The organism is Nocardioides ochotonae, assembly GCF_011420305.2.
GTDB lineage: Bacteria > Actinomycetota > Actinomycetes > Propionibacteriales > Nocardioidaceae > Nocardioides > Nocardioides ochotonae.
Genome location: NZ_CP061769.1, coordinates 4,110,210 through 4,122,817, shown reverse-complemented (window position 1 = coordinate 4,122,817; position 12,608 = coordinate 4,110,210). Strand labels below are relative to the sequence as shown.

The following is a 12,608-nucleotide window of genomic DNA, read 5'->3' as shown; positions in this document are numbered from 1 at the left end:
GTGGCGAGCGAGGTGTCCGGGGGGGGGTGCGAACAACCAAGCAGACGGTCGGTTGCGCAGTCAATGGTTTCCGTTACGGCTCCCGCAGCGGCACGAACAGATACGCGCCGTGGTGCGTGATCTCGGGACCGTCCGGCTCGGCGCGGACCAGCAGCATCGTGCCGCGCACGGGGATCACCATCCGCCCACCTGGAGCGAGCTGGGCGACGAGCGCGTCGGGGAGCGCGTCGGCCTCGGCCGACACCAGCACCCGGTCGTACGGCGCGCCCGCGGGATCACCCAGGGTGCCGGGGCGGGCGGCCTCGATGCGCGCGGCCGGGCGCGCGGCGGCGGCCAGGTTGGCGGCGCCCACGGCGACCAGGTCGGGCTCGAGCTCCAGGCCCAGCACCTCGCCGGTGGGTCCGGTCAGGTGGGCGAGCAGCGCGGTGGTCCACCCCGACCCCGAGCCGACGTCGAGCACCCGCTGCCCGGGGCGCACGTCGAGCAGGCGCAGCATCGCCGCGACCGTCCGCGGCTGGGAGCAGGTCATGCCGCACCCGATCGGCAGCGGGCCGTCGTAGCCGGCGCGGCGGCGTTCCTCGCGTGGGAGGAACAGCGAGCGCGGGGTGGCGGCGAACGCGGAGTCGACGGCGTCCATCGTCCCAGCGAACCACCGAACGGGCGCCGGTGTCAGCAGCGACACCGACGCCCGCAGGCATCCGGGGGACTCAGCGGGTGGCCCCGCTAGGCCTTGTCGAACTCGAAGAGCGCCACGACCTCGTCGCTCGGGGTCTGCGACCCGCCCTCGGGCTCGAGGGTGATGCCGGCGCCGATCGCGGTGGCGGGGTCGCCGGCGAGGACGACGGTGTTGTCCTCGCCTTCCGGCATGATCGCCGCGCTGACCATCCCCTCGTCCTGGTGGTTCAGCCAGACCTCGTAGACCTTGCCGTCGGGAGCGGGGGCCATGTCCTCGGTCTCGATGACCGCCTTGTTGAGCGAGCGGGACACGAGCACGGTGGCTTCGGAGCCGTCGGGGAACTCCTGGCTGTACTCCTCCACGTCACCGGCCTGGCGCACCTGCTCGACCGCCGAGAGCGACGGGGTGTCGGAGCCACCGTCGTCCCAGGGCTGGGTGACGGCGACGCCCACGGCCCCGAGCACCACCGCGGCCGCGGCGACCGCGAGCGCGCTGGTCCAGCGCCGCCGCGACCGAGCCGCGGTGATCGGCGTCGGGTCGGTGGCAGCGCCCGAGCCGCCCGTACCGGTCTCCACCGCGACGGAGCCGACCTGCTCCTGCCGCTCCGCGGTGTCGTGGTCCTCCTCGAGGGCCGGCGGCAGCGGCCGGATGCTCGCGATCTGGCTCAGCACCGCGTCGCGCAGGGCGGGCGGCGGCGGGGTGGCCGTGGTCGAGGCGAGCAGCGCCGTGGCGTCGCGGAGGCTGTCGACCTCCGCCTGGCACGCCTCGCAGCCGGCGAGGTGGCGCTCGAAGTGCGCGCGCTCGACGTCGTCGAGGGCATCGACGGCGTAGGCGCCCGAAAGCGCGTGGATGTCTTCGCTCACTGGCCTACTCCCATCGTGTCTCGAAGTCTGATCAGTCCATCTCGGATCCGCGTCTTCGCGGTGCCGACCGGGAGGTCGAGCATGCTCGCCACCTGCGCGTGCGTATAGCCGCCGAAGTACGCCAGCTCGAGCGCCTCGCGCTGCACCGGGGTCAGGGTCTCCAACGCGCCGCGTACGCGGCGGGCCTCCATCGAGGCGTGCGCGGCCTCGGCGGTGGTGTCGTGCTCGACCGGCCGGTTCTGGTGATGATAGGTCTCGTCGCGCCGGGTCGCAGCCTCGGCCGAGCGGACCCGGTCGACCGCCTTGCGGTGCGTGATCGTCAGCATCCAGCCGAGCGGCGAGCCCCGGTCGGGGTCGAAGCGGCTGGCGGTGCGCCAGATCTCCAGGAAGGCCTCCTGCGTGACCTCCTCGGCCTGCGCCGGGTCACGGACCACGCGCAGGGCGAGGCCGTGCACGCGGGCAGCGGTGAGGTCGTAGAGCTGGGCGAAGGCTCCCTGGTCCCCACGCGACGCACTGCGGAGCAGCGGTCCGGGGTCGGGAACCGCCGGCGTCCCCTCCGGGGAGGGGACACCGGCGAGCGGTCGGGTGGGGTCCACAGGGAGATCCTTGCGCGTCAGTGTCCGGTCGTCATGCCCAGGGCGTCGCGATCAGGGCATCAGGACGGTGTCGATGACGTAGACCTTGGCGTTGGCGGTGTCGATGTTGCCGCACAGCACGGCCGCCTTCTCGTCGCCCACGCTGAACTCCTCGCCGGAGCCGGTGACCTTGAGCTTGTCGCCGTTGAGCGTCTCGAACGTGCCGTTCAGGTCCTCGGGCTCGAGCTCCTCGGTGACCACGTGGTGGGTGAGGATCTGGGTGAGCAGCTTCTTGTCCGCCAGCACCTTGTCGAGGTCCTTCTTCGGGATCGCGGCGAAGGCGTCGTTGGTGGGCGCGAAGACGGTGATGTCCTCGGCGGAGTTGAGGGCGTCGACGAGGTCGGCCTCGGTGACGGCGGTCGCGAGCGTCGAGAGCAGCGGGTTGGCGGCCGCGGCGTTGGCGACCGGCTCCTCCGCCATCCCCTTGAGGGAGCCCGCGCCCTTCTTCGGCACCGACTCGCAGGCAGCGCCGAAGACCCCGGCGCCCATGGCCGACTCGCTCTCGGTCATCTCGCTGTCGGAGGGCGACATCTCATCGGAGGGCGACATCTCGGAGTCCGAGGGGGACATCTCATCGGACGGGCTGGCGGAGGACGCGGAGTCGGAGGCGTTGTCGCCGCCGTCGTCGTCGCTGCAGGCGGCGAAGCCGAGGGACATCGTGACGGCGACGGCCGCCAGGGCCCCGGTACGGCGAAGGGAGCTGCGCTTCATGGAACTGCCTTTCGATCAGTGATGCGGGTCTGGTTCGGCTGTCATCGGGTGTTCGACGCGATCACCCGGACGGATTGGTCGGACCGGTGGGCAATCGACCGCTCCAGACCGGTCGGGCCGGCGCCTTTAGTCCACGTCGACGACGATCTCCTGCAGGCCGCTGGCGCCCTCGGGGAACGGGTCGGCGCGCACCGGCGTCTGGGTCTCGCCGTCGCCGTTCACGGCGCGCACGGTCAGCGTGTGGCGCCCGCTGCTCGCCTCCCACGGCATCCACCACTGGCGCCAGTAGTCCTCGCCCACGTCCGGGCCGAGCCGCGCCGGCTGCCAGCCGCCCCCGTCGATGCTGACCTCCACCCGGGCCACGCCGCCGCGGTGCTGGGCCCAGGCGATCCCGCCGATCACGGTGTCCCCGGCGTCGATGGTGTCGAAGGACCCGGGGGTGTCGATGCGGCTGGCGAGCTTGATCGGGGCGTCGGTGGCCCAGTCCCGGTCGGTCCAGTACGCCGACTCCTCGGCGTAGGTGGTCAGCGTCATCCGCTCCAGCCACTTGGTGGCGCTGATGAAGCCGTAGAGCCCGGGGATCACCAGGCGCACCGGGAACCCGTGCTCGCGGGGCAGCGCGGCGCCGTTCATCCCCACCGCGACCAGCGCGTCGCGCCCGTCGGTGGCCAGCTCGAGCGGGGTGCTGATCGTCATCCCGTCGACGTCGGTGGAGAGGATCTGGTCGGCGTCGCTGCCCACTCCGGCCAGGTCGAGCACGTCGGTGAGCCGCACCCCGAGCCAGCGCGCGCCGCCGACGTACGGCCCCCCGACGGAGTTGCTGACGCAGGTGAGGGTGATGTCGCGCTCGACCAGCGGCATCGCGAGCAGATCCGCGAAGCTCAGCGTCACCTCGCGCTGCACGTCGCCGTCGATGGTGAGGCGCCAGTCGTCGACGTCGACGAGGGGTACGTCGAGGCGCGTGTCGATGCGGTAGAAGTCCGCGCTCGGGGTGCGCAGCGCGGTGATGTCGGGGAATCGCTCCTCCAGCCCGGCCGGGAAGCGCGGCGCACGGTCGGTCGCGGCCGGCAGGTCGACCTCGGCGGGCTGGAGGCGCAACCGGGTCAGCCAGCGCCCGGCGCCGCCCATCACCGCGGCTGCGAGGCCCAGGACGCCCACGGCGACGAGCACGCCTCTCCGACTGGGCCGGGCGACCTCGGTGTCGGCGAGGGCCGGCCACGGGTCGGTGTCGGCGGCCCGGACCAGCCACACCAGCGCGCCGACCCCGGCCAGGGCCGCGACCACGCTGGGGACGACGTCGGCGAGCCCGGCCTGCGGGCGCGACAGCGCGGCGGCCCCGGCGAGCGCGGTCAGCGCCACCAGCACCGCGGCGCCGAGGGCGGTACGGCGCCGGGCCACCAGGCCCGCGACCGCGGCGAGCAGCAGCACGCCGGCGAGCACCGAGCCGACCAGCACCGTCTTGTCGTCGTCGCCGAAGGTGCGGATCGCCCACTCCTTCAGCGGCGTCGGGGTCAGGTCGATGACCGTGGACCCCACCGCGAGCACCGGCGAGGCGGCCGGGTCGAGCAGCGCCGCGGTGAGGTGACCGGCGGCGGTCCCCACCAGCGCGGACAGCACCCCGAATCCGGCGAAGAGCAGGGCGCGTGCGCCTCGAGGGGTGTCCATGGGGGTCATTCGGAACCGGCGCGCCGCCCGGATGTCTGGCCACGTGGCCGTGACCGGGCAGGATGCGCGGCATGGCCGAGGCACCTGCATCCGTGGTCGGGTACGCCGTCGCCGACGGCGTCGCGACGATCACCCTGGACTCCCCGCACAACCGCAACGCGCTGTCGCGCCAGCTGCTCGCCGAGCTGGAGGACGCCTTGGACCGGGCCGCCGCCGACGACGCCGCACGCGTGGTGCTCCTCCGCGCGGCCGGGCGGGTCTTCTGCTCCGGTGCCGACCTCGGCGAGGCCGCGGCCGGCTCGATGGCCGACGGGGCGCGGCGCATCGTCGCGCTCCAGCGCCGCCTCCTGACGCTGCCCAAGCCGGTGGTGACCCGCGTGCACGGCGCGGTCCGGGCCGGCGGCACCGGCATCGTCGCGGCCTCCGACGTCGCGATCGCGGCGGCAGACGCCACCTTCGCGCTCACCGAGGTCAAGCTGGCGCTGGCCCCGGCCGCGATCTCGGTGAGCGTGCTGGCGCGGATGACCTCCCGCACCGCTGCCCTCACTGCGCTGGGCGGTGAGGTGTTCAGCGGCGCCGACGCCGCGGCGTACGGGCTGGTCACGTCGGCGGTCCCCGCCGAGCAGCTGGACGCCGAGGTCGAGCGGGTCTGCGCGAGCCTGGCGACCGGGGCCGCGCAGGGGCTGCGCGAGACCAAGGCGCTGCTCAACCGCGACCTGATCGCCCGCCTCGACGAGCGGGGCGAGGAGCTCGCCGGGCTGAGTGCCCGGCTCTTCGGCTCCGAGGAGGCACGTACGGCGATGACCGCGTTCCTGCAGCGCGACCGCTAGCCGCCCGGCGATCTGTCGGGGCAACCTTTCGCGGGGCCCAGCGGGTCCGGAAGGGCATGACCACACTGCCAGGGCCGACGCAGGCCGCCGTCTCGGGGGGAGCAGGACACGTGGAGCGCATCGACTTCGACGAGTTCGTGGCCGCCCGGTCGACCGGCCTGCTGCGCACGGCCTACCTGCTGACCCACGACCACGCCCTCGCCGAGGACCTGCTGCAGACCGCGCTGGCCAAGGCGTGGTTCGCCTGGTCGCGGATCGAGACCTCCCCGGAGGCCTACGTGCGCCGGATCCTGGTCACGACCTACGCCTCGTGGTGGCGGCGGCGCTGGAACGGCGAGCACGCCACCGAGGAGCTGCCCGAGACCCCGGGGCCCGACGCGAGCGCCGCCAGCGACGCCGCCCACGACCTGTGGACCGCGATGGGCAGGCTGCCGCGCCGCCAGCGCGCCGTGGTGGTGCTGCGCTACGTCGAGGACCTCTCCGAGGCGCAGACCGCCGACCTGCTCGGCTGCTCCGTCGGCACCGTCAAGAGCCAGGCCAGCAAGGCGCTGGCCAAGCTCCGCATCGACCCCGCCCTGAGCGAGGACCGCCAGCACCTGCCCGAGGGGGACCTGCGATGAGCACCATCGACGACCTCAAGACCACCCTGCACCACGCCGCCGACGGCCCCGACCACGCGCTCGGGGGCCGCGCGGCCGCGGTGCACCAGCGGGTCCGCGTCGTACGCCGCCGGCGCCGGGTGGCCGTGGCGGGCACGGTCGCGGCACTGGTGGCCGTCGCGGGCATCGGCCTGGGCGTCGGGCTGGACCGCGACGAGCGCAAGGACACCCTCGACCCCGCGCACGGCCTCGACATCGACTCCACCATCACCTGGAACGGCCTGGAGTACGCCGTCGTGGACGCCCAGCGGGTCGAGCTCGCCGAGGCCCGGGCCGACGACCTGCGCGTCGAGCCGGGCGGTGGGGACGATGCGCAGCGGCTGCTCGCCGTCGAGACCGACGGGCTGGGCACGGGGGACGTCACCCTGATCGGCGGCGGCGAGATCCTGGGCCGCGCGTCCGACGCGCTGCCGCTCACCGTCGACGCCTACGCCCGCGCGATCCGCCTCGAGCTCGGCGACCCGTCCGGGGAGGCGGCCACCCCGGACGGGGACGCGTCGGTGACCTGGGCGGTCTACGAACGCACCGACACCCTGCCGGAGGGTCCCAGCGACGGGTACGCGGTCTGGCCCGAGCGGGCTGACGCCATGACGCTGGTCGCCGGTGGCTTCTCCGAGCCGGGCAGCGGCGTGCTCGAGGCCGACTACCGCGGCCGGCTCGACGCCGTCAGGTTCTCGACGTACTGCCGCACCCGGGAGCCGGGGATCTTCCTGCACGTCGCCGTGGACGGGAAGGATCGGGTGTTCGGCCACCGCTGCACCGCCGACCCCGGCGAGGACCTCACCGGTGTCTGGCGCGGCATGGACGGTGCCGAGGTCGCTGCGCACACCTTCTCGGTCCGGGTCACCCGCGACGAGCTCGGCCGGGGCGAGCCGGTCAGCGCCGACGACCTGGTGGTCGGGCTGGGGGTCTACGAGACCGGCGGGCGCTTCCGCGTGCAGGGCCAGTGGCTCTACGAGGTGGTCGAGGAGGGGACCCTGTGGCGCCGCGACCGGGTGCACCGGCTCACCTCGACGGCCCAGACCGTGCGGATCGACACCACCGGCGGTCCGGTCGCGCTCCGCCTGGTCAGCCCGGGTGGCCCCACCGTCGCGCTCGTGGCCCAGGGGCGGCGGCCCGGCTCGGTCACCGGCAGCCCGTTCCTCGGCGCAGGCGGCGCGCTCGGCATCCACCTGCCGGCCGGCGACGTCTACGAGGTCGCCCTGGACACCGACAGCGAGCGCACCGACGCGCCCGGCGAGGGCGCGGTGGAGGACGTCGAGGCGAGCCTGGTCGTCTACCGCCCGACCGGCCGCTGACGGTCGCCGATCACCCGCCGGCGTGGGCCGGGTCGCACCGACGAGCAGGAACTCGACGGTTCGCTCCGGTCCGCGCCACGCTCCGGATACAGTTGCTCGCTTGCCCCGACCGCCGACGCGGACAGGGCTGGTCAGCCGGCGCAGGCCGGTCCGTAGAGCGGAACCGTGTGTCGAGGGGATCCATCCGTGAGTGACGAGCTGGTCGAGCAGGAGCTCCAGGGGGAGCAGGAGTTCGTGGACCGGGTCTACCGGCAGTTGGCGGACTCCGCGGAGGCCGCCAAGCAGCTGGCCCGGGAGGGCCACGACCGCGGCAAGATCGGGCACGAGGGCGGGCTCGTGGAGCGCGACGCGATGGTCTTCCAGGCCGCCAAGCGCCTCGCCCAGCTCGACGCCGCCCACGAGGGTCTGGTCTTCGGCCGCCTCGACCTGCGCCCCGAGCGCGACGCCGCGCCGCGCTACATCGGCCGGGTCGGACTGCGCGACGAGCACCGCGACTCGCTGCTGATCGACTGGCGCGCGCCCGCCGCCGCAGTGTTCTACCAGGCGACCGCCGCCACCCCGCACGACGTCGTACGCCGCCGGGTGCTGCGCTGCGTCGGCCCCAAGGTCGTCAGCGTCGAGGACGAGCTGCTCGACGACTCCGTCGAGACCGACCTCCCGATCGTCGGCGAGGGCGCGCTGATGGCGCAGCTCTCCCGCGCCCGCGACCGCTCCATGCACTCGATCGTCGCCACCATCCAGGCCGAGCAGGACAAGGCGATCCGCGCGCCCGGCAAGGGCGTCGTGTCGATCTCCGGCGGCCCCGGCACCGGCAAGACCGTCGTGGCGCTGCACCGCGCGGCGTACCTGCTCTACAGCGACCGGCGCCGCTACGAGTCCGGCGGCGTGCTCGTCGTGGGCCCGAGCGGTGTCTTCATGCGCTACATCGAGCGGGTGCTGCCGAGCCTCGGTGAGACCGCGGTGGCGCTGCGCTCGCTCGGCGAGGTCGTCGACGGGGTCCGCGCGACCCGCCACGACGAGCCCGCGGTCGCCGACGTCAAGGGCGCGGCCCGCATGGCCGAGGTGCTGCGCCGCCTCGCGCGCCAGCAGGCGCCCGGCAGCCCCGGCCACTTCAAGATCTTCTACCGCGACGACACCCTGGTGCTCGACCGCGGCGTGCTCGGCCGGGTGCGCCGTCAGCTGATGAGCCAGGGCCCCCGCAACAAGCAGCTGCCCCGGGTCGCGCACGCGCTGCTCGACGCGCTGTGGCGCCAGGTGCGCGGGGAGCGCGGTCGCGAGCGCGGTCGCGAGTCGTTCAACGAGGACATGCTCTCCGACGACCGCTTCGTCGACTTCGCCGCGGCCTGGTGGCCGCCGCTGGACGCACGCTCGGTGCTCGGCTGGCTGCGCGACCCCGAGGTGCTGGCCCGGGTCTCCGACGGCCTGCTCAGCGAGGAGGACCAGCGACTGCTGCTGAAGTCGTGGACCGGCGACCCGCGCGACCTCTCGGTCGAGGACGTCGCGTTGCTCGACGAGCTGCGCTACGCCCTCGGCGACGTCCCGGCCAAGGCCGACGACGCGCGCGACGACCCGATGGCGCTGATCACGGGCGGCGTCGACATGCAGGAGCTGTTCACCGCCGCCGACCGCGAGTACGCGCCGACCGGGCGCGCCTGGGCCCCGCCGACGCACCGCATCGAGGACGACCCCTACGCCCACGTGCTCATCGACGAGGCGCAGGACCTGACCCCGATGCAGTGGCGGATGGTCGGTCGCCGTGGCCGCACCGCCTCCTGGACCATCGTCGGCGACCCGGCGCAGTCGTCCTGGCCGGTGCCGCAGGAGGCCAACGACGCCCGGGCCGAGGCGCTGGCGGGCAAGTTCGTCCACGAGTTCCACCTCTCGACCAACTACCGCAACTCCGCGGAGATCTACGCCCACGCCGCGGCGTACGCCGAGCGGGTCGGCCTGGACGCCGACCTGCCCACCGCGGTGCGCTCGACCGGGGTCGAGCCCCGCATCGTCGAGGACGTCGACGACCTCGAGGCCGCCGTACGCGCCGAGGTCGACGCGATCGCCGGGCAGGTCGCCGGCACCGTCGGCATCGTGGTGCCGGCCGCGCGCCGCGCCGAGGTGAACTCCTGGCTGGCCGCGTGGCCCGAGCGTGCCGAGGACGCCCCCGGCGCCCGCGCCGCCGCCGGCGACGCCACGCTCACGCCCTCGGGGGAGGACCGCGTCGTCGTGCTCACCGGCCTGGACACCAAGGGCCTGGAGTTCGACGGCATCGTGGTCGTGCGGCCGCAGGAGATCGAGGACGAGTCGGTCACCGGCCGCGCCACCCTCTACGTCGTCCTCACCCGCGCCACCCAGCTGCTCACGACCGTCTCCTGAGGGTTTCGCGGCCCGGCGGAGCGGGGACGGCTGCGTCATGCGCATCGTGACGATCGTGGGATCGCTGCTCCTGGCCCTGGTGCTCGGCTTCGCGGTTGGCTGGCTGGTCTTCGACGAGGACGAACCCGACGACCGCGAGGTGGCCTGCGCCGGTGCGCGGTCGCTGCCAGAGGACCCCGGGGAGCGCTGGGGCCCCGCGCTGGCCAACCAGGTCCACGGCGTCGCGATGCTCGCCCAGGGCGCCGGCTCGACCGGTGACGACCTCGACGACCTCGACGAGCTCGGGCGCGCCGGACGCGAGCTCCAGGGGGTCCTGCGCGACCTCGAGCTCGAGCGGTACGTCGGCGCCCGCGCGGCGCTGCTGGAGGCCTGCTAGCGGCGACGGGCCGGCGTCCCGCCCACCTGTCACGCGGCGTCGTCGACGCTGCTCACGTCTCCTGAGGCGTGTCCAGCGTCCACAACCCCGCGTCACAGCGAACGGGGGCGCAACTAGAGTTCGGCCATGACTGCGACGACCTCTGCCCGGGACGCCATCAAGGCACTCCAGGGGCACGAGGCGTGGGCGATCATCCGGCGCTCCACCCGGGCCGGGGACCGCGACACCGTGGGCCTGGTCGGGGGTCGGCGCAGCGTGGTGGAGTCGCTGCTCGACGTCCCCCTCGAGGAGGGTCCGCCGGCCGAGGGCCACATCGCCGACCGGCTGCTCGCGATCCCGTTCCGCCAGGTCGCCGAGCGCGGCTTCGAGGCCCACGACGACCAGACCCCGCTCGTCGTGGTCGACGTGGAGACCGAGCTGGAGTTCTCCGTCGCCGAGATCGTCGAGGCGATCGACGACGTCGAGGTGGCCTTCACCGACCGCGGCGGCTTCGAGACCTCCGACGAGGAGTACGCCGGGGTCGTCGAGGCGATCATCCGCGATGAGATCGGCCAGGGCGAGGGCGCCAACCTCGTCGTCGGGCGCCACTACCGCGCCCAGGTCGCCGACTGGGGCGCCGACAAGGCGCTCGCCGTCCTCAAGCGGCTCCTGGAGCGCGAGCGCGGGGCGTACTGGACCTACCTGTTCTTCACCGGCGACCGCTACCTCGTCGGCGCCACCCCCGAGCGGCACGTCTCCATCCACGGCGGCGACGTCCGGATGAACCCGATCTCCGGCACCTTCCGCCTCGGCGGCGGCGAGGACACCCAGCAGCGGCTGCTGGACTTCCTCGCCGACGAGAAGGAGGTCTACGAGCTCTTCATGGTCGTCGACGAAGAGCTCAAGATGATGTGCGACATCTGCGACCAGGGCGGCCAGGTCCTCGGCCCGTTCCTCAAGCCCATGAGCCGCCTCGTGCACACCGAGTACCTCCTCGCCGGCCGCACCACCCGCGACCCCCGCGAGGTCCTGCGCGACACGATGTACGCCGCCACCGTCACCGGCAGCCCGGTCCGCAACGCCTGCCGCCTGATCAAGAAGTACGAGACCGAGGGGCGCGGCTACTACGGCGCCGCCCTCGCGGTGCTGGGACGTGACGCCGAGGGTGGCCCGGTGGTGGACAGCCCGATCGTGATCCGCACCGCCGACGTCGACCTCGAGGGCAACCTCAAGGTCACCGCCGGCGCGACGCTGGTGCGCGACTCCGACCCGGCGTACGAGGTCGCGGAGACGCACGCCAAGGCCGGCGGCATCCTCAGCGCCTTCGGCCTGGTCGAGCCGGCGCCGGTGCCCGACGTGAACGTCGGCGAGCTGGTCCTCGACGAGGACGTGCTGCTCGCGCTCAACGCCCGCAACCAGCGGCTCTCGACGTTCTGGCTGACCGACCAGGCCGGCGTCTCGCCCGAGCCCGGCCTGCGCGGCAAGAGCGCGGTGATCCTCGACGGCGACGACGACTTCGTGAACATGCTGCGCCACGTGCTGCGGGTGCTCGGCATGCACAGCGACGTGGTGCGCCACGAGGACTACCGGCCGGGTTGCCTGAGCGGCTACGACCTGGTGCTCGTCGGGCCCGGCCCCGGCGACCCCCGCGACGACGCCGACCCCAAGATGGCCCACCTGCGCGCCGCGGTCGACGAGCTGCTCGCCGCCGAGCAGCCGTTCCTCGCCGTCTGCCTGGGCCACCAGGCGCTGTGCCACCGCCTCGGGATCCCGCTGGCGTTCAAGGACATCGTCTTCCAGGGCACCCAGTCGCCGGTGCGGATCGGGCGCCGCACCGAGCGCGTCGGCTTCTACAACACCTTCGTCGGACGGGTCGCGGAGGGCACCGAGCTGCCCGCCGGCGTCAGCGTCGAATCAGATGGCGAGACGGGTGACGTGCATCTGGTGCGGGGTCCCCACTATCGTGGGATCCAGTTCCACGCCGAGTCGATCCTGACCGAGCGTGGCTTCGAGATCCTGCACGACCTCGTCGCCGACCTCCTGCTCGACTGAAGACCCCTCCGGGGAGTCCTCGCGCAGGTCACAGACGGGACAGGGCCCGGTGGAGTGGGGAAGCTCCTCCCGGGCCCTGTCTCACCTTTCGCCGAAGAGTCGCTCGGCGGCCCGGGAGTCGGCGTACTCCTCGAAGCGTGCGATGCGCCCGTCGCGCAGGGTGACGACCAGGCAGGTCGGCACCCGCACCGCCTCGCCGGCGGCGTTGGTGCCGACGGTCGTCGCCTGGAGCACCCAGCCGCCGTCGAAGACCTTGAGCCGCGCGTCCTCGACGCGGACGTCGGCGCCGGCCTGCACCTGCCGGGTGCGCGACGGCGTGCGCTGGATCTGCGACTCCCGCTCCCCGATGTTGTGCCAGGTCGAGACGCCCTCGGCGTAGACGTCGTCGTCGGCGCGGCGCCCCGCCAGGAACGCCGGCAGCCACCGCTGCGCGACGGCCAGCGCCTCCGCGACGCCGGCGCTGGAGGGGGTCTCGATCACGGGAGTGCTCATGG

The 12,608-nt window shown here is 73.8% G+C and carries 12 protein-coding genes; 6 read left to right on the top strand and 6 right to left on the bottom strand.

What is annotated here, in order from left to right:
• Window positions 1-73 precede the first annotated feature (73 nt).
• The 5 genes from HBO46_RS19805 to HBO46_RS19785 all read right to left on the bottom strand — a co-directional run bounded on the left by HBO46_RS19805 (window position 74) and on the right by HBO46_RS19785 (window position 4,550).
• Window positions 74-637: a protein-L-isoaspartate O-methyltransferase family protein gene (locus HBO46_RS19805; protein WP_166134863.1), complete on the bottom strand. Its 564-nt coding sequence runs from the start codon at window positions 635-637 to the stop codon at window positions 74-76.
• A gap of 86 nt (window positions 638-723) precedes the next feature.
• Window positions 724-1,539, bottom strand: a complete 816-nt coding sequence (locus HBO46_RS19800) for an anti-sigma factor (RefSeq protein ID WP_166134860.1) — start codon at window positions 1,537-1,539, stop codon at window positions 724-726.
• Window positions 1,536-2,135: an ECF RNA polymerase sigma factor SigK gene (gene sigK / locus HBO46_RS19795; protein ID WP_166134857.1), complete on the bottom strand. Its 600-nt coding sequence runs from the start codon at window positions 2,133-2,135 to the stop codon at window positions 1,536-1,538. Before sigK ends, HBO46_RS19800 begins: the two co-directional genes overlap by 4 nt.
• A 51-nt stretch (window positions 2,136-2,186) precedes the next feature.
• Window positions 2,187-2,885: a fasciclin domain-containing protein gene (locus HBO46_RS19790; RefSeq protein ID WP_166134854.1), complete on the bottom strand. Its 699-nt coding sequence runs from the start codon at window positions 2,883-2,885 to the stop codon at window positions 2,187-2,189.
• A gap of 126 nt (window positions 2,886-3,011) precedes the next feature.
• On the bottom strand, window positions 3,012-4,550 hold the full coding sequence (locus HBO46_RS19785) for a molybdopterin-dependent oxidoreductase (protein WP_166134851.1): 1,539 nt from the start codon (window positions 4,548-4,550) through the stop codon (window positions 3,012-3,014).
• 71 nt (window positions 4,551-4,621) lie between these two features.
• On the opposite strand from HBO46_RS19785, the gene HBO46_RS19780 reads away from it, so the two are divergent.
• The 6 genes from HBO46_RS19780 to HBO46_RS19755 all read left to right on the top strand — a co-directional run bounded on the left by HBO46_RS19780 (window position 4,622) and on the right by HBO46_RS19755 (window position 12,114).
• The gene (locus HBO46_RS19780; RefSeq protein WP_317983885.1) at window positions 4,622-5,380 is read left to right on the top strand and encodes an enoyl-CoA hydratase-related protein; all 759 of its coding nucleotides are present in this window, start codon (window positions 4,622-4,624) and stop codon (window positions 5,378-5,380) included.
• Window positions 5,381-5,490: 110 nt separating this feature from the next.
• A complete protein-coding gene (locus tag HBO46_RS19775) occupies window positions 5,491-6,000 on the top strand; it encodes a SigE family RNA polymerase sigma factor (RefSeq protein WP_224769265.1) in 510 nt (169 codons plus the stop codon).
• On the top strand, window positions 5,997-7,337 hold the full coding sequence (locus HBO46_RS19770) for a hypothetical protein (RefSeq protein WP_166134842.1): 1,341 nt from the start codon (window positions 5,997-5,999) through the stop codon (window positions 7,335-7,337). The genes HBO46_RS19775 and HBO46_RS19770 overlap by 4 nt, the downstream gene beginning before the upstream one ends.
• Window positions 7,338-7,523: 186 nt before the next feature.
• Window positions 7,524-9,707 carry a HelD family protein gene (locus HBO46_RS19765; protein WP_166134839.1) on the top strand — a complete coding sequence of 728 codons (2,184 nt, stop codon included), beginning with the start codon at window positions 7,524-7,526 and terminating at the stop codon, window positions 9,705-9,707.
• Window positions 9,708-9,744: 37 nt separating this feature from the next.
• Window positions 9,745-10,083, top strand: a complete 339-nt coding sequence (locus HBO46_RS19760) for a hypothetical protein (RefSeq protein ID WP_166134836.1) — start codon at window positions 9,745-9,747, stop codon at window positions 10,081-10,083.
• A 126-nt stretch (window positions 10,084-10,209) separates the two neighbouring features.
• Window positions 10,210-12,114 carry an anthranilate synthase family protein gene (locus tag HBO46_RS19755; RefSeq protein WP_166134833.1) on the top strand — a complete coding sequence of 635 codons (1,905 nt, stop codon included), beginning with the start codon at window positions 10,210-10,212 and terminating at the stop codon, window positions 12,112-12,114.
• An 81-nt stretch (window positions 12,115-12,195) separates the two neighbouring features.
• Here the strand turns inward: HBO46_RS19755 and HBO46_RS19750 are convergent, their stop codons facing one another.
• The gene (locus tag HBO46_RS19750) at window positions 12,196-12,606 is read right to left on the bottom strand and encodes a nuclear transport factor 2 family protein (RefSeq protein WP_166134830.1); all 411 of its coding nucleotides are present in this window, start codon (window positions 12,604-12,606) and stop codon (window positions 12,196-12,198) included.
• Window positions 12,607-12,608: the final 2 nt, after the last annotated feature.

Excerpts from the sequence above, each read along its gene's own strand:
- HBO46_RS19805 (WP_166134863.1), bottom strand. The coding sequence starts at position 637 with ATGGACGCCGTCGACTCCGCGTTCGCCGCCACCCCGCGCTCGCTGTTC.
- HBO46_RS19790 (WP_166134854.1), bottom strand. The coding sequence starts at position 2,885 with ATGAAGCGCAGCTCCCTTCGCCGTACCGGGGCCCTGGCGGCCGTCGCC.
- HBO46_RS19785 (WP_166134851.1), bottom strand. The coding sequence starts at position 4,550 with ATGGACACCCCTCGAGGCGCACGCGCCCTGCTCTTCGCCGGATTCGGG.
- HBO46_RS19780 (WP_317983885.1), top strand. The coding sequence starts at position 4,622 with ATGGCCGAGGCACCTGCATCCGTGGTCGGGTACGCCGTCGCCGACGGC.
- HBO46_RS19770 (WP_166134842.1), top strand. The coding sequence starts at position 5,997 with ATGAGCACCATCGACGACCTCAAGACCACCCTGCACCACGCCGCCGAC.
- HBO46_RS19760 (WP_166134836.1), top strand. The coding sequence starts at position 9,745 with ATGCGCATCGTGACGATCGTGGGATCGCTGCTCCTGGCCCTGGTGCTC.
- HBO46_RS19755 (WP_166134833.1), top strand. The coding sequence starts at position 10,210 with ATGACTGCGACGACCTCTGCCCGGGACGCCATCAAGGCACTCCAGGGG.
- HBO46_RS19750 (WP_166134830.1), bottom strand. The coding sequence starts at position 12,606 with ATGAGCACTCCCGTGATCGAGACCCCCTCCAGCGCCGGCGTCGCGGAG.